This is a genomic window from Streptomyces sp. NPDC101227 (genome assembly GCF_044767545.1).
Lineage (GTDB): Bacteria > Actinomycetota > Actinomycetes > Streptomycetales > Streptomycetaceae > Streptomyces.
Map to the genome: position 1 here is coordinate 1 of NZ_JBIWOD010000008.1, position 15,141 is coordinate 15,141.

At 72.7% G+C, this 15,141-nt stretch carries 12 protein-coding genes; 5 read left to right on the plus strand and 7 right to left on the minus strand.

The annotated features are described in order from the left end of the window. The first annotated feature begins 474 nt into the window (after positions 1-474). Both ACIRPT_RS19935 and ptsP read left to right on the plus strand, forming a co-directional pair. Complete coding sequence (locus ACIRPT_RS19935) at positions 475-924, plus strand: PTS glucose transporter subunit IIA (protein ID WP_403828664.1); 450 nt, start codon at positions 475-477, stop codon at positions 922-924. Between the two features lie 79 nt (positions 925-1,003). After that, positions 1,004-2,674 (plus strand): phosphoenolpyruvate--protein phosphotransferase, encoded by a 1,671-nt coding sequence (gene ptsP, locus ACIRPT_RS19940; RefSeq protein WP_403828666.1) that lies wholly within the window; start codon positions 1,004-1,006, stop codon positions 2,672-2,674. 102 nt (positions 2,675-2,776) lie between these two features. Here ptsP and ACIRPT_RS19945 read toward each other — a convergent pair whose 3' ends face one another. Together ACIRPT_RS19945 and ACIRPT_RS19950 are read right to left on the minus strand one after the other, a co-directional pair. Next, positions 2,777-3,679, minus strand: coding sequence for a hypothetical protein (locus tag ACIRPT_RS19945; RefSeq protein ID WP_403828668.1), 903 nt, complete (start codon positions 3,677-3,679; stop codon positions 2,777-2,779). A 119-nt stretch (positions 3,680-3,798) separates the two neighbouring features. Next, positions 3,799-5,841 carry an acetoacetate--CoA ligase gene (locus ACIRPT_RS19950; RefSeq protein WP_403828670.1) on the minus strand — a complete coding sequence of 681 codons (2,043 nt, stop codon included), beginning with the start codon at positions 5,839-5,841 and terminating at the stop codon, positions 3,799-3,801. A 311-nt stretch (positions 5,842-6,152) separates the two neighbouring features. On the opposite strand from ACIRPT_RS19950, the gene ACIRPT_RS19955 reads away from it, so the two are divergent. Further along, positions 6,153-8,546 carry a glycoside hydrolase family 31 protein gene (locus tag ACIRPT_RS19955; RefSeq protein ID WP_403828672.1) on the plus strand — a complete coding sequence of 798 codons (2,394 nt, stop codon included), beginning with the start codon at positions 6,153-6,155 and terminating at the stop codon, positions 8,544-8,546. A gap of 60 nt (positions 8,547-8,606) precedes the next feature. Beyond that, the gene (locus ACIRPT_RS19960; RefSeq protein ID WP_403828674.1) at positions 8,607-9,401 is read left to right on the plus strand and encodes a M15 family metallopeptidase; all 795 of its coding nucleotides are present in this window, start codon (positions 8,607-8,609) and stop codon (positions 9,399-9,401) included. Here the strand turns inward: ACIRPT_RS19960 and ACIRPT_RS19965 are convergent. From ACIRPT_RS19965 to ACIRPT_RS19980, 4 genes are read right to left on the minus strand one after another with little or no spacing between them, the layout of a single operon-like run. Continuing rightward, positions 9,352-10,749, minus strand: coding sequence for an adenylosuccinate synthetase (locus tag ACIRPT_RS19965; protein WP_403828676.1), 1,398 nt, complete (start codon positions 10,747-10,749; stop codon positions 9,352-9,354). The two genes, ACIRPT_RS19960 and ACIRPT_RS19965, sit on opposite strands and share 50 nt — an antisense overlap. Positions 10,750-10,787: 38 nt before the next feature. Next, positions 10,788-11,780 carry a hypothetical protein gene (locus ACIRPT_RS19970; protein ID WP_403507921.1) on the minus strand — a complete coding sequence of 331 codons (993 nt, stop codon included), beginning with the start codon at positions 11,778-11,780 and terminating at the stop codon, positions 10,788-10,790. A gap of 46 nt (positions 11,781-11,826) precedes the next feature. Next, complete coding sequence (locus ACIRPT_RS19975) at positions 11,827-12,870, minus strand: molecular chaperone DnaJ (RefSeq protein ID WP_403507922.1); 1,044 nt, start codon at positions 12,868-12,870, stop codon at positions 11,827-11,829. Continuing rightward, complete coding sequence (locus ACIRPT_RS19980) at positions 12,867-13,820, minus strand: NUDIX hydrolase (RefSeq protein WP_403507924.1); 954 nt, start codon at positions 13,818-13,820, stop codon at positions 12,867-12,869. Before ACIRPT_RS19980 ends, ACIRPT_RS19975 begins: the two co-directional genes overlap by 4 nt. 107 nt (positions 13,821-13,927) lie before the next feature. On the opposite strand from ACIRPT_RS19980, the gene ACIRPT_RS19985 reads away from it, so the two are divergent. Then, positions 13,928-14,290 (plus strand): Mpo1-like protein, encoded by a 363-nt coding sequence (locus ACIRPT_RS19985; protein ID WP_403507926.1) that lies wholly within the window; start codon positions 13,928-13,930, stop codon positions 14,288-14,290. A gap of 13 nt (positions 14,291-14,303) precedes the next feature. Here the strand turns inward: ACIRPT_RS19985 and ACIRPT_RS19990 are convergent, their stop codons facing one another. After that, entirely contained in the window at positions 14,304-15,140 is an 837-nt protein-coding gene (locus ACIRPT_RS19990) for an ABC transporter permease (RefSeq protein ID WP_403507928.1), read from the minus strand. Between the last annotated feature and the right edge of the window lies 1 nt (position 15,141).

A 15,141-nucleotide genomic window follows, 5' to 3' on the forward strand; every position in this document is an offset into this window, starting at 1 on the left:
CATCTCCCGGATGTTTCCGGTCGACGGGGTATCAACATATCTGGCGTTGACTTTTGGCACGCTGTTGAGTTCTCAAGGAACGGACGCTTCCTTTGGATTCCCTCTCGGGTTTCCTCCGGGCGCTTCCCTTCGGTGTTTCACACTCTATCAGGCCTTTTCGGGGCTTTCGAACCGCTGCTTTTCTGCAGAAATGCAGAAACACACAATTCGAGAATCTCGATCAAGACTCTGAGGGGGTACCGCCCACGGCCGTACGGGCCGCAGTTGATTGCGGCCTGACTGTCTGGGGCAGGTCTCAGACAGTACAGGCCTGCTGTGGGCGAGGCAAATCGATTCAGCGGGGATCAGGGTCCGTTCGGCCGGTGTCGCCCATGCGGAATCGGCCGTTCTTATGACTTACGCTTCTGAACGGTGCGCCGTCCAGGACAGGTAGTGACGGCGGCCTGATGAATCTCCACCCCTGGGAGGCTTCCCATGACCACCGTGACGTCCCCTCTTGCTGGACGCGCCATCGGACTCGCGGCAGTGCCCGATCCGGTGTTCTCCGGAGCGATGGTGGGTCCGGGTACCGCCATCGACCCCGTTCGTGAGCCGTCCGAGGCGGTTTCGCCCGTGGACGGCGTTGTTGTTTCGCTGCACCCGCACGCCTTCGTCGTTGTCGACGCCGAGGGGCACGGGGTGCTGACGCACCTTGGTATCGACACCGTTCAGCTCAATGGCGAGGGCTTTGAGCTGCTCGTCAACAAGGGGGACACCGTCTCCCGCGGCCAGGCGGTCGTGCGCTGGAACCCGGCTGCGGTCGAGGAGGCCGGCAAGTCGGCGGTGTGCCCGGTTGTCGCGCTGGAGGCGGCCGCGGACTCGCTCGGTGACGTGCGCGAGGACGGCGACGTCAAGGCGGGCGACGCGCTCTTCTCCTGGCAGTAGCAGCCGGACGCCGTCTCTGACGGCAGGTACGACATCCATCGCGGCGGCCGGGACCGCCGCATCAAGGGAGACGGGTGACATGGAGACAACGCTGCGGGGCGTCGGCGTAAGCCACGGCGTGGCCATAGGCGAGGTGCGGCACATGGGTACGGCGGTACTCGAGCCGCCGGCCAAGCAGATTCCGGCGGAGGAGGCGGAGCGCGAGCAGGGGCGCGCGCGTCAGGCCGTGGAGGCTGTTGCCGCCGATCTGGTCGCACGGGGGAATCTGGCGGGCGGCGAGGCGCAGGGCGTGCTCGAGGCGCAGGCCATGATGGCGCAGGACCCCGAGCTGATGGCGGATGTGGAGCGGCGGATCGCCGTGGGCAGCACCGCCGAGCGGGCCGTGTATGACGCTTTTGCTGCCTATCGGGCGCTGCTGGCGGGGGCCGGTGAGTACCTGGCAGGGCGGGTCGCCGATCTTGATGATGTGCGGAACCGTATCGTCGCGCGGCTGCTGGGTGTGCCGATGCCGGGTGTGCCGGACAGCGACGAGCCGTTTGTGCTGATCGCGCGGGATCTTGCGCCGGCGGACACCGCGCTGCTGGATCCGGCGCTGGTGCTGGGCTTCGTGACGGAAGAGGGCGGGCCGACCAGCCACAGTGCGATTCTGGCGCGGGCGCTGGGCGTGCCGGCCGTGGTGGCGCTGCCCGGGGCCGGCGAGATCGTCGAAGGCACCGTGATCGCGGTGGACGGCAGCACCGGTGAGGTGTTCGTCGAGCCGGATGCGGACCAGCGGGCGGCGCTCGAGCGGGCCGCGGCGGAGCGGAAGGCGGCGCTGGCCGCTTCGTCCGGTCCGGGTGCCACGTCCGACGGGCACAAGGTGCCGTTGCTGGCGAATGTCGGTGGGCCCGGCGATGTGCCCGCTGCGGTGGAGGCCGGGGCGGAGGGGGTCGGTCTCTTCCGTACCGAGTTCCTGTTCCTTGACGACAGCAAGAAGGCGCCGTCGGAGGACAAGCAGGTCGAGGCGTACCGGAAGGTGCTGGAGGCGTTCCCCGAGGGACGCGTTGTGGTGCGGGTGCTCGACGCCGGTGCCGACAAGCCGCTGGACTTCCTGACGCCGGCCGACGAGCCGAACCCCGCGCTGGGTGTGCGGGGTCTGCGGACGCTGCTGGACCACCCCGACGTGCTGCGGACGCAGCTGGCCGCGCTGGCCAGGGCGGCCGAGGGGCTGCCGGTCTACCTCGAGGTCATGGCCCCGATGGTGGCGGACCGGATCGACGCCAAGGCGTTCGCGGATGCGTGCCGGGAGGCCGGGCTGCGGGCGAAGTTCGGCGCGATGGTGGAGATTCCGTCCGCGGCTCTTCGGGCGCGGTCGATTCTGCAAGAGGTGGAGTTCCTTTCGCTGGGGACCAATGACCTGGCGCAGTACACCTTTGCCGCCGACCGTCAGGTGGGGGCGGTGTCGCGGCTGCAGGATCCGTGGCAGCCGGCGCTGCTGGACCTGGTGGCGGCTTCGGCCGAGGCCGCGAAGGCCGAGGGCAAGAGCTGTGGTGTGTGTGGTGAGGCTGCCTCCGATCCGGAGTTGGCGTGTGTGCTGACGGGGCTTGGTGTCACCAGCCTTTCGATGGGTGCGGCCTCGATTCCGTATGTGCGCGCGACGCTGGCGAAGCACACGCTGGCGCAGTGCGAGCGTGCGGCGGCCGCGGCGCGGGCCGCGGACACCGCCGATGATGCGCGGGCCGCGGCGCGGGCGGTGCTCTCCGGGGAGTAGCGCCGGCCGGCGCATGCGTCGCCGGAGCCTTTGACGGCCGTCCCGCCGTGTGGTGGGGCGGCCATCTGCCGTTGAGGCGTAGCGGCCGGGCGGAGCGCGTGGTCAGTGGTGGCGGTGTTCGTCCGGTGGGGGTGTGAGGGTGAGGCCGGGGGCGTAGTCGACGCCGTGCTCGGGTGGGATGGGCTCGCCGGTGTCGGCGTCGGTGCAGTACGCCGTGAAGACCTCGGCCTCGGTGAGCGGGCAGGGCCAGCCGTCGCGCAGGGACCAGCCGCGGACGGTGGAACGGCTCTCGCCGGTCGTGGTGCGGGCGACGATGCCTCCCGGGGTGCTCAGCGCCAGGCCGGCGGCGAGGACCGTACAGAAGATGAGGGTCTCGGACTCGGAGAGGCGCGGCCGGCCGGTCTCGCCTGCGGTGGTGTGCAGGATCGCGAGGAGGGGTGGATCCCCCGCGGGGATGCTGCAGACGAGGTGGTGGGCGCCGTCGCCGAGCGCTTCGAGGAGTTGTCGGACGGCGGCGGTGGCGCGGGCGAAGGCGGCGTGGCCGAGGTCCGCGCCGCAGTCGGGGCAGCTGCCCGCGCGGGCCAGGAGGGCGGATGCCCGGTCCCAGGTCGCGTGGCGGTCGGCCTCCTCGATGAGCACGGGGAGAAGCTGGACCAGTGGCTCGCCGGCGTAGGGCAACGTGGCTCCCGTACAGGCGAGTTCGGCGGTGTAGCGCGTGCGGCTGTCGGGGTGGTCCGGGTCCAGCGCGCGGTCCCCGCAGTACTGCTCGTAGGCGGCCGGGTCGAAGCGGCTCAGGGTCGTGAGCACGCCTTGGGCGGCGAGGGTGCGGAGCAGGGCTTCCATCTGCTGGAGGTAGCTGCGGTGGTCGTCGAACGGGAAGGTGCGGTAGCGGCGCATGGCCGCGAAGTCCCGCTCGTCGGCCAGGACGGCGGCGGTGCTGGGGACTTCGCGGCGCAGCTTGCGGCGGGCGGCGGCCTGGTCGGTGTGCCGGGTCGTGGATGTCATGACTCCCCCTCAGTGAGGTGCGTTGGTCGAACGTCACTTGTCACTGAGAGTAAGCGGGGGGTCTGACAATGGCCGTTCGGCGGCCGGCGGGGCGGCGCTGACCAGGGCCTCAGTCGTGGTTACTGGGCGCGGTCGCGGGCCACCTGCTCGTAGAAGCGGAGGAGTTCGAGGTTGTCGACGGAGCCGGGGTTGACGGCCTTGTCGAGCGGGGTGCCCTGGAGGAGGCGTTTGACGGGGACCTCGATGCGCTTGCCGGTGAGGGTGTGCGGGACGCCGGGGGCCTCGATGATGTCGTCGGGGACGTGGCGGGGGGAGAGTTCGGTGCGGATGGTCTGTTTGATGCGGTTGCGGAGGGCGTCGTCGAGGGTGGCGCCGGGTGCGAGGTGGACGAACAGGGGCATCCAGTAGCCGCCGTTGGGGAGTTCGAGGCCGATGACCAGGGATTCGCGGATCTCGGGGAGGCGTTCGACGGCCTCGTAGATGTCCGCGGAGCCCATCCGGACGCCCTGGCGGTTGAGGGTGGAGTCGGAGCGGCCGTGGATGATGACGCTGCCGCGGGAGGTGAGGGTGATCCAGTCGCCGTGCCGCCAGACGCCGGGGTACATGTCGAAGTAGCTGTCGTGGTAGCGGCTGCCGTCGGGGTCGTTCCAGAAGTGGATGGGCATGGACGGCATGGGGTTGGTGACGACGAGTTCGCCGACCTCGTCGGTGACGGGCTTGCCCTGGGGGTCCCAGGCCTGGAGGCCGGTGCCGAGGCAGGGGGCCTGGAGTTCGCCGATGTGGACGGGGAGGGTGGGGACGGCGCCGGCGAAGCAGCTGCAGACGTCGGTGCCGCCGCTGACGGAGGCGGTCCACAGGTCGGCGCCGCTCTCCGCGAAGCATTCGTGCAGCCAGCGGAAGCCGTCCGGCGGGAGCGGGGAGCCGGTGGTGGCGACGCAGGTGATGGCGGAGAGGTCGAGGTCGCGGGCCGGGTGGATGCCGGCCTTGCGGCAGGCCATGACGTAGGCGGCGGAGGTGCCGAAGACGGTGGCGCGGGTGGTTTCGGCGACCCGCCACTGGGCGGAGATGTCGGGGTGGCCGGGGCTGCCGTCGTAGAGCACGATCGTGGCGCCCACCAGGAGGCCGCCGACGAGGAAGTTCCACATCATCCAGCCGGTGGAGGTGTACCAGAAGAAGCGGTCTTCGGGGCCGAGGTCGCAGTGCAGGCCGGTCTGCTTGAGGTGTTCGAGCAGGATGCCGCCCTGGGACTGGACGATGGCCTTGGGCAGGCCGGTGGTGCCGGAGGAGTACAGGACCCAGAGGGGGTGGTCGAAGGGGACCTGTTCGAAGACCGGTTCGGTGGGGGTTCCGGTGCCGTTCGTGGTCAGGTCGGACCAGTTCAGGGCGCCTTCGGGGGCGGGGGTGCCGAGCAGGGGGATGTGGATGACGGCGCGGAGGGTGGGGAGTTCGGCGCGCAGTTCGGTGACGGTGTCGCGGCGGTCGTGTTCCTTGCCGCCGTAGCGGTAGCCGTCGACGGTGAACAGGACGACCGGTTCGATCTGCTGGAAGCGGTCCAGGACGCTGCGGGCGCCGAAGTCGGGGGCGCAGGAGGTCCATACGGCGCCGACCGCGGCGGTGGCCAGGAGGGCGACGACGGCTTGCGGGATGTTGGGGACATAGCCGCTGACGCGGTCGCCGGGGCGGACGCCGAGGCGGCGGAGCGCGGCGGCCAGCGAGCCGACCTGGTCGCGCAGCCGGCCCCAGGTGACGGTGGTGGGCTCGTGGGTCTCGTCGACGTACAGGAGCGCCGGGGCGTCGGCGCGGGCCGGGTCCTCGGCGGCGCGCAGGGCGTGTTCGGCGTAGTTGAGGGTGGCGCCGGGGAACCAGCTGGCGCCGGGCATCGTTCGGTCGGCGAGGGGTGTTTCGTACGGGGTGGTGAAGCGGACGTCGAACCATTCGGCGGTGGCCTGCCAGAAGGCCGGGAGGTCGGCGACGGACCAGCGGTGCAGGTCGGCGTAGCTTGCGGCGGGGTCGCCCGGGGTGGGTTCGGGCGCGCCGTGGTGGGTGGCGGCCCAGGTGTGGAAGCGGGTGATCCGGGCGCCGGCGATGCGGTCCGGGCCGGGTTGCCAGAGGGGTTCCGGCTGCGGTTCCGGCCGGTCGGCGGACTGCGGTGCGGTGGTCATGATGCGGCTCCCGGGCGATACGCGTGGTGTGCGTCGGTCGGGCGCGGGCCCCGGTTGCCTGGTGGGTGGGGGCGCGCGCGTGACACGGCTTGCCTGGACCATGCCATGTGATCGACTTGTGCACCAGGGTGGGTTTCCCACATTCGGGGGTGGCGGCGGCCACGGGGTGTGGTGATCGTCCGGTTGCCCGCCGGTATCAAGCCATCGGGCCCCGGTCCGCGGGCCTGAACATGGCCGAGGGTGACCCCGCGCAGGTGAACGGCAGTTGAACGCAGCCCGCCCACCGGTGCGTCAATGGCAGGCTGGCCTGCATGGACGGGCGGGAACTGGTGCGGTCGGTACGGATGGTCAGGGCGGTCGGGCCGGCGCAGGGGCTGCGGTCCGTGCGTACGGCGTGGCGACGCCGGAGAGCGGATGCGCGGGCGTTTGCGCGGCAGGGCGGGGAGCGGGCGCGGGTGCCGGGGGCGGCGAGCGGTGCGGAGCCGCAGCCGGGTGGCGGGCTGATCCACTTCGCGCGGTCGTCGCTGCGGGTGCGGGTCGCGTCGGGCGGCGCGGTGTTCTGCGGCTGGGACGGCGCGGAGCCGGAGCCCTCGTACGCGCTGGCCGGGGCGTGTCCGGAGGTGGATCCGCGGGCGGTGCTGGAGCCGGACACGGAGGGCGGCTGGCGGGTCGTCTCGGAGCGGGTGCTGGTGACGGTGTCCCGGCACGGTGCGGTCGAGGTGCGCACGCCCGGGGGTGTCACGCTGCGGCGGGAGCTGCCGCCGCGCTGGTGGGATGCCGCGGACACGGCGGGCGATACGGCGGCCGACGGGCGGCCGGAGGGGGGCGGCGTCTCGCGGTGGGTGCAGCGTTCGGAGGTGGGGGCCGACGCGCGGTTCTTCGGGCTGGGCGGCCGGGCGCACGGGCCACGGCTGCGGGACGGGGTGTACCGGCTGTGGAACACCGATCCGGGCGGGGCGTTCGTGCCGGGGGACGATCCGCTGTCCCTGACGATGCCGGTCCAGATGGTGGTGGCGGACGCCGGGACGCATCTGGTCTTCCACGACAATTCCTGGGACGGCCGGGTGACGCTGCGCGAGGGCGCGGAGGGCGCGGGCTCCGGGCACGACCGGCCCGGCACGTGTGAGCTGCGGATGGACGGCGGGCCGCTGCGCTACTGGGTGCTGCTCGGCGCCCCCGCCCGGGTGCTCCTGGGGTGGTCGGCGCTGACCGGCGCGCCGGCGCTGCCGCCCCGTTGGGCGCTGGGGTATCAGCACGCCCGGTGGGGTTTCGGCGGGCAGGACGAGGTGCGCCGTGTGGTCGCCGGTTATCGGGAGCGCGGTCTGCCGCTGTCCGCCGTCCATCTGGACATCGACCATTACGACCGCCGCCGGGTCTTCACCGTCGACCGGGACCGGTATCCGGATCTGCCGGGTCTGGCGCGGGAGTTGCGCGCGGAGGGGGTGCGGCTGGTGTCGATCGTGGATCCGGCGGTGAAGGCGGCGCCGGGCGATGCGGTCTACGAGGGCGGGGCGGCGGCCGATGCCTTCGTGCGGGACGCGCGCGGGCGGGAGGTGCGCGGGGTGGTGTGGCCGGGCGAGTCGGTGTATCCGGATTTCACCGATGCGCGGGTGCGCAAGTGGTGGGGCGCGCTGTACGCGGAGCGGCTCGGGCAGGGCTTCGCGGGTGTCTGGCACGACATGAACGAGCCGGTGTCCTTCGCCGCCTTCGGGGAGCCGACGCTGCCCCGCTCGGCCCGGCACGCGCTGGAGGGCCGGGGCGGCGACCACCGGGAGGGGCACAACGTCTACGGGCTGGCGATGGCGCGGGCCGGCTATGAGGGGCTGTGCGAACTGCGGCCCGAGGAACGGCCCTTCCTGTTCTCGCGGTCGGGCTGGGCGGGGCTGCAGCGCTACGGCGGCACCTGGTCGGGGGATGTGGCGACGGGCTGGCCGGGACTGCGGGCCTCGCTGTCGCTGGTGCTGGGGCTCGGGCTGTGCGGGGTGCCCTACAGCGGCCCCGATATCGGCGGCTTCTCGGCACAGCCGTCCCGGGAGCTGTATCTGCGGTGGTTCCAACTGGGCGCGTATCTGCCGCTGTTCCGTACCCATTCGGCGCTGGGGGCGGGGCGCCGGGAGCCGTGGGAGTACGGGAGCGAGGTGCTGGAGCACGCCCGTACGGCGCTGCGCGGGCGGGAGCGGCTGCTGCCGTATTTCCACACGCTGGGGCAGCTGGCGCGGCTGACCGGCGCGCCGTACGTCCGGCCGGTGTGGTGGAACGCGCCGCGGGACCGGGGGTTGCGGAACTGTGAGGACGCCTTCCTGCTGGGGGACGGGCTGCTGGTGGCGCCGGTGCTGGAGGGTGGCGTGACGCGGCGGTCGGTGCGGCTGCCGCGCGGGCGGTGGTACGACACGGCCACCGGGCGGGCGTACGAGGGGCCCGGCCAGGTGGTGGTGGACGCGCCGCTGTCGCGGATTCCGGTGCTGGCGCGGGCGGGTGCGGTGCTGCCGGTGGCGGATGCGGACGGCGGGACGGTGCTGGAGGTCTGGGCGCCGGCGGCGGGGCGTCTGGGGGGTGGCGTGGTGGTGCCGGATGTCGGGGACGGCTGGCGGCGGCCGGAGGTGGAGCGGTTCACCTCGCGGCTGGAGGGCGGCGCGGTGGTCGTGGAGCGGCAGGGCGGGGGCGCGGTGGGGTATCGGGTGCGGGTGCGGGGGCTGGATGGCTAGGCGGCCCCGGGGGGTGTCGTGGTCTTCCGTTCCGGTGGCCGCGGCTGGTAGATCAGGGCCATGCCGAGACTTGCTGCCGCGCTGCGCGGCCTCGCCGTCGCCGCCGCCGCCCTGCTGACCGTCACCACTGTCCCGTCGGGCGCCTCGGCGGGCACGGTGCCGCGTCCGTCCGACCGGCCGAAGGAGTTCGTCGCGCTGCGCGATGTGGATCCCACGATCCTTCAGGAGATGCGCTACTTCACCTCGCACGACTTCATGGGCGTGGCGGTGGACGGTTATCGCAGGCCGAAGTGCCTCTTGACGCGGGATGCCGCGCAGGCGCTGCACCGCGCCCAGCGCTCCTTCCTGAAGCGGGGCTTCTCGCTCAAGGTGTACGACTGCTACCGGCCGCAGCGCGCGGTGGACCATTTCGTCCGGTGGGCCAAGGACCTCGGCGATCAGCGGATGAAGGCCGAGTTCTATCCGCGGGTGGACAAGACGAAGCTGTTCGACGACGGCTATATCGCCGCCAAGTCCGGCCACAGCCGGGGCAGTACGCTCGATGTGACGCTGGTGCGGCTGCCCGCGGTGCCCACCCGTCCGTATGTGCCGGGTGAGCCGCTGACGCCGTGCTACGGGCCGAAGGCCGCGCGTTTCCCGGACAACTCCCTCGACATGGGGACCGGCTTCGACTGCTTCGACACGCTCGCGCACACCCTCGATCCGCGGATCCACGGTCGGCAGCTGAAGAACCGGCTGCTGCTCAAGAAGGGCCTGGAGCGGGCCGGGTTCGTGAACCTCCCGGAAGAGTGGTGGCACTACACCTTCAAGCCGGAGACCTTTCCGGACACGTATTTCGACTTCCCGGTGCAGTGATCTTCCCGGCCGTGCCGAGCATGCCTAGCGTGCCGAGGGCTCCGGTCGTTTCGGTCTTGTCGGCCGCGGTCGGCCCGTACGACTGCATCAGCACCGGCGCGGACAGGGCGCCGGCGATGGCCTCCGTCCAGGCGTGGGGATCGGGGCCCGGTGACTGCCAGTCGGCCGGGCGGGCGGTCAACAGCCGTTCGGTGAGCCGCTGTTGGCGGACGAGATCGCCGGGCCGGGCCGCGGCCGGTATGCGGGGCATCGGGCCCTGTGGGGTGCGATAGCCGCGGGCGAGGCGCAGCCCGGGACGGCGTGCGGGTGCGTCGAGGTGGGTGACGGCCAGCCCGTCCACTCCCCCGCAGGCCGCCACCGCATAGGCGTGCGCGGGCGCGTCGAAATGCCCGGCGCGGAAGGCGCCCTGCCAGCGGCCGTGTCCGTTGTGCGGTTCGGGGAGGGCGGCGGTGAGGGCGGGGTCCTCGGTGACGAGGGGGCCGGGGCCGTGCCGCGTGGTGTAGGTCCGTACGACGCCGAGGCGGAGCGCGGACTCCCGCGGCCGGCCCGCTTCGGCGAGGAGGGTTTCCGCGCCGTCGAAGGTGGTCGTCGACCAGGTGGTATACGGGTGGAAGCCGTACCACTCGTCGAGCAGCACGCCCTGGGCGCCTTCGAAGACGGCGCGTCCGCTGCGCAGCAGCCGGGGCAGATGGCTCTCGTCGACGAGCGTGACGTGGTCGGCGAAGGCGGTGAAGGCGTCCAGGCAGGCCTCGACGGGCGGGACGTCGAGGGGGCCGGGGACGGGGGCGTCTCCCATGCCCTTGAGGGGAATGGGAGAGGCCAGCCGGTCGCGGAGCAGGGTGAGTTTGCGGCGCAGCGTCGTGCGGGAGGTGCAGTCGCCGGCCGTCGGGGCGTCGGCCGGATGGGCGAGGGCGTAGGCGGCGGTTTCGCCGATGCCCATGCCGCAGGAGCCGTGCCGGGCGGTGCCGCGGGCGCGTTCGCGGGCCTGGTTGGCGGCGGCGTGGTAGGGGGTGGTGAGCAGGGCGCGGCGGTCGACGGTGAGGAGCGCGAGCGGGTCGGGGACGCCGAGGCCGGCCAGATGGCGGGCCTCGGCGGCGAGCGCGAGCGGGTCGACCAGCATCAGGCGGGAGAGGTGGGTGGGGACGTGGCTGAAGGTGCCGGAGCCGAACTGGGCGAAGGTGTGGTGGCGGTCGTCGGTGGTGACGACGTTGTGGGCGGCCTGGGCGCCGCCGTTGAAGCGGATCACCGCCGTGACCGGCTCTGCGCCCGGCCGGGGGGTGCAGAGCCGGTCGACGACGGTGCCCTTGCCTGCGTCGCCGTAGCCGAGGTCGACCACGATGGTGTGCACGGTGTTCTCCAGAAGCTCTCGGGGCCGGCCGTCCGGGGTCACAGGCGGGTGGTGCCGCCCGCCCCGGGGTCGCCGTCGATCAGCGGTGCGGACGACCGGGCCACCGTGCCGTTCTCCCGGCCGAGGGTGGCCAGCGCCCTGCCGACGGTGGCGCCGGCGTCGGAGCCGATGTCGGCGAGGTCGTCGAGTCCGGAGGCGAGGTCGATGGCCTCCTCGCCGAGGCCGATGGTCAGCGCGATGGTCTCGCAGACGGCGTCGAGGTCGTCGAGTTCGATGACGTTCTGGCCCAGGAGCTTCCGCCAGGTGCCGAGGACGGCGGTGTTGCCGACGTGGGCGGCCCCGGCGGGGACGATGAAGTACACCTCGAACTTCCGCCGCAGTTCGGCGAGGATCGCGGGCAGCGGGATGTCCTCGGTGAGGTGGTCGCCGAAGACGGCGCGGACCTCGCGGGCCTTGACCTTGCCGTAGGGCATCTCGTCGCCGATGAGGAAGAGGTAGCCGCGGCGGCCGCGCTTTTCGTGGCAGTCGAGGCTGGTGTGCCGCGCCATGGCGTAGAGCGCGAGTTCGTACGACTCGGTCATCTGGCCGCCTCCGCCGCCCTCGAGCAGGATGTTGCCGAGGTCGTCGTCCATGCGGTTGTCGGACTCGAACTGGCCGAGCTGGAGCGGCACGCGGTCGCAGGTGGCGTCGCCGACGGCGCCGAAGAGGATCTGTGGGTGTTCGACGTACCCCTTGCGCAGCAGCAGGCCGAACAGCTCGGGGAGCTTGGTCTGGAGCACCCGCGGCACCGAGCCCATCGATCCGGTGACGTCGAAGACGACGGAGATGGCGAGCGACGTGGGGTGTTCGTCGGAGTCGCGGCTCTCCCGGGTGGTGAGGCCGTCGGGGGCGAGCGAGGGGTGTGCCGTCCAGGTGTGGCGCGGTGTGGAGGCGGTGGTGCGGTCGCTGTAGTCGAAGGCGCTGGTGCCGGAGGCGGCGCGGTAGCTCGCCGCGGCGCCGTAGACGTTGGTGGACCAGGTTCCGCTGCCCATGGTGATTCCCCCTGAGGTGGTGTGTCGTTGCGTGGTGGGATGCCGTCTAGGGATGCGGCCGTGGGGCCGGCATCGCGAACGGACGGAAGGTACGGGGCCCGTACAGGCGGTCGAGGAGTTCGTCCAGCTCGGCCAGCAGCCGCCAGGCGTCGTGCGGGCGGCGGGCCTCGGCGGGGAGGGTGCAGCCGCGCAGGAAGGCCCGCATCGGTTGTGGGGCGCGTTCTCCCATGAGGGTGGCCATGGTGCGGGACGCGAGGTGGATGTCGGTGGCCTCGGTCGCCGGGCGGCGGCCGGTGACCTCGGGCGGGTAGTGGTCGCGGTGGCGTTCGACGAGGGCGGGGACTCGCTCGCCCAGGGCGGTGCTGTAGCACCAGTCGACGAGGACGAGGCCGTGCTGCCCGGGGTGGATGAGGAGGTGGTCGGGCAGGACGGCGCCGTGCACCAGGCCGGCGCGGTGTGCCCAGCCGAGGGCGACCAGGAGCCGGCGCCACATCCAGGCGGCGTCGCGTGGTTCGAGGCCGTCGGGGTGGGCGGCCCGGACGTCGGTCAGGGTGTGCCAGCCGGTCAGCGGGACGAGGGAGTTGATGCGGCGTTCGGCTCCGGTGTCCGGGTCGCGGTGGCGGACGGTCTCCAGGAGCCGGGGTGCGTAGCCGCGGTGGCGTGGCTCGCCGCGGCGGGCGAGCCGGTTCAGGGCGCTCGCCTCGCGTTCCATCAGGTCGTTGTCGGCGAGCGCGCGCGGGATCTTCAGCAGGGCGCGGTGCCGGGTGCCGCCCCGCTCGTACGACGCCTCGCGGAGTACGGCGAGGTCGCCGGAGGCCGCGACCGGCCCGAGGGTGTAGGTGCGGCGGCGGGTGGTGAGTGTGGGGCGGGTGGTGGCGGTGCGTCGCCGCCAGAGGGTATCGAGGCGGGCGAACTCGGCCTCGGCAACCGGGCGTTCGGCCTCTGGGACGGCGTCCGGGTGCAGGAGGCGGGCGAGCCTGCGGTGGATGCGGGCGGCCGCGGCGTCGTCGGCGGGGAAGAGGTCGGCGGGGGCCCGGGCGGCGGCCAGGGCGGCGCGGGCGGCGGCGCGGGTGTCCGGCGTGCCGGTCATCGCACGCTCTCCTCGCGGTCCGGCCTCAGCAGCGCCGGGTGCAGCAGCCGGGCGTCGCCGGCGCGGTAGAGGCGGGCGCGGGGGCCGCCGCGGGCTCCGCCGCGGGCGGCGGTCGCGCCGGTGGATTCGACGAAGCCGGGGACCGAGAGCACCTTGCGGTGGAAGTTCCCGGCGTGCAGTGGGCTGCCCCAGATGGCTTCGTAGACGCCGCGGAGTTCGACGATGGTGAATTCCTCGCCGAGGAAGGCCGTGGCCAGCGGGGTGTATTCGAGCTTGGCGCGGGCGCGGTCGAGGCCGTCGGTGACGATCCGGGCGTGGTCGAAGGCGAGCGGGAGGGCCGTGCGGCCGGGCGCCTGGGGTGTTTCGTCGTCGGGCCGGGGCACGGAACCACCCCCGTCGATCCCGTGCCCCGGGCCCTGCTCTGGGGGACGCGGGCGGGCCGCGTCCGGTTCGGTGACGGCGGAAGTATCGCCCACAGCGAAGTCCTGCCCCGCGCCGAGCCCCAGTCCGGCGACCGGGATCCAGGCGGCGGACGAGGCGTCGCTGCCGCCCCGCGCCTCGGGGAGGTCGGGGGCGAAGGCCAGGTAGGCGACGGTGACGACGGGCATCCGCGGGTCGCGGCCGGGGTCGCCGTAGGAGCCGAGCTGTTCGAGGTGGACGCGCTCCAGCTGCGTGGCGTCCAGCCCGGTTTCCTCGGCCAGTTCGCGGGCCGCGGCCTCGTCGAGCGATTCCCGGCCGGCTTGGACGAAGCCGCCGGGCAGCGCCCAGGAGCCCTTGAAGGGCCGGCCGCCGCGCTCCACGAGCAGGATGTGCAGGGCGCCCTGACGCAGCGTCAGTACGACGATGTCGACGGTCACGGCGATGGCCGGGAAGTCGCGCGGGTCGTACGCCGCGAGGAACGCGCCGTCGTCGCCGCCGTCCGCGGTGCCACTCCCCCGGTGCGCGTCCATGGTCGCATCGCCCCCTGCTTGTCATTCTCACTTTGAGTCTTTCTCGAAGCGAGAACAACATAGCACCGGGTACTGACAGCGTCCAGGGGCGGCACTACCGTGCGGGCATGACTGATGACTGCGCCGGCCGCGAGTTCGGCTCGTACGAGGAGTTCTGGCCCTACTACGTGGCGATGCACTCGAAGGCGGCCACCCGCTGGATCCATCTGACCGGCACCCTGACCGGGCTGGCGCTGTCCGCGTACGGGGCGCTGCGGCGGCGGCCCAAGTTGCTGCTCGCCCTGCCGGTCATCGGCTACGGCACGGCCTGGCCCGCGCACTTCCTCATCGAGGGCAACAACCCCGCGACCTTCGGCCACCCGGCCTGGTCGCTGCGCGGGGATGCGCAGATGATCCGGATGATGCTCGCGGGACGGGATGCGGAGCTGGCCGAGATCGCGGCGAAGTGGCTTGCCGAGAACGGGAGTTGACGGACGAAGGGCGTCAGGTTCCGCCGGTCGGCAGGCGCCGGATCCGCCCGCCCGCCGGATCCGACGACAGTCGCTGCGCCAGGTGGACGGGGATCACGGACAGCGCGATCAGCAGCGTGGCGACGACGTCGACGACCGGCGCCTGGCGGGGGCGGGCGAGGTTCTCGTAGATCCAGACGGGCAGCGTCCTGGTGCCCGCGCCCGCCGTGAAGGTGGTCACCACGATCTCGTCGAAGGAGAGCGCGAAGGCCAGCAGCGCGCCGGCGAAAAGGGCCGGACGCAGCGCGGGGAACGTGACATGGCGCAGGGTCTGCCAGGGGCCGGCGCCCAGGTCCGCGGAGGCCTCGGCCTGCGAGGGGGCGATCCGGCGGAGCCGGGCGGCGACGTTGTTGAAGACGATGACGACGCAGAAGGTCGCATGGCCGACGACGACGGTGAACAGGCCGAAGCCGATGCCGAGCGGTTCCAGGACGGTGCGGAACGCGGCGTTGAGGGCGATGCCGGTGACGATGCCGGGCAGCGCGATCGGCAGCACGATCAGGAACGAGACGGTCCCCCGGCCGAAGAAGCGGTGGCGGTGCACGGCGAACGCGGCGAGCGAGCCGAGGACCAGGGCGATGGCGGTGGCGCCGAGGCCCGCCTGCAGGGAGGTCCACAGGGCGTCGCGGGCGCCCGCGCTGTGCAGGGCGCGGCGCCACCACTCGCCCGTGAGCGCGCCGGGTGGCCAGGCGAACGAGCGGTCGGCGTTGACCGAGTTGAGGACGACCACGATCAGCGGGAGATAGATCAGGGTGAGTCCGGCGGCCGTGACGCAGCCGAGCACGATGCGGGCGGTGCGCGGCAGATGCACC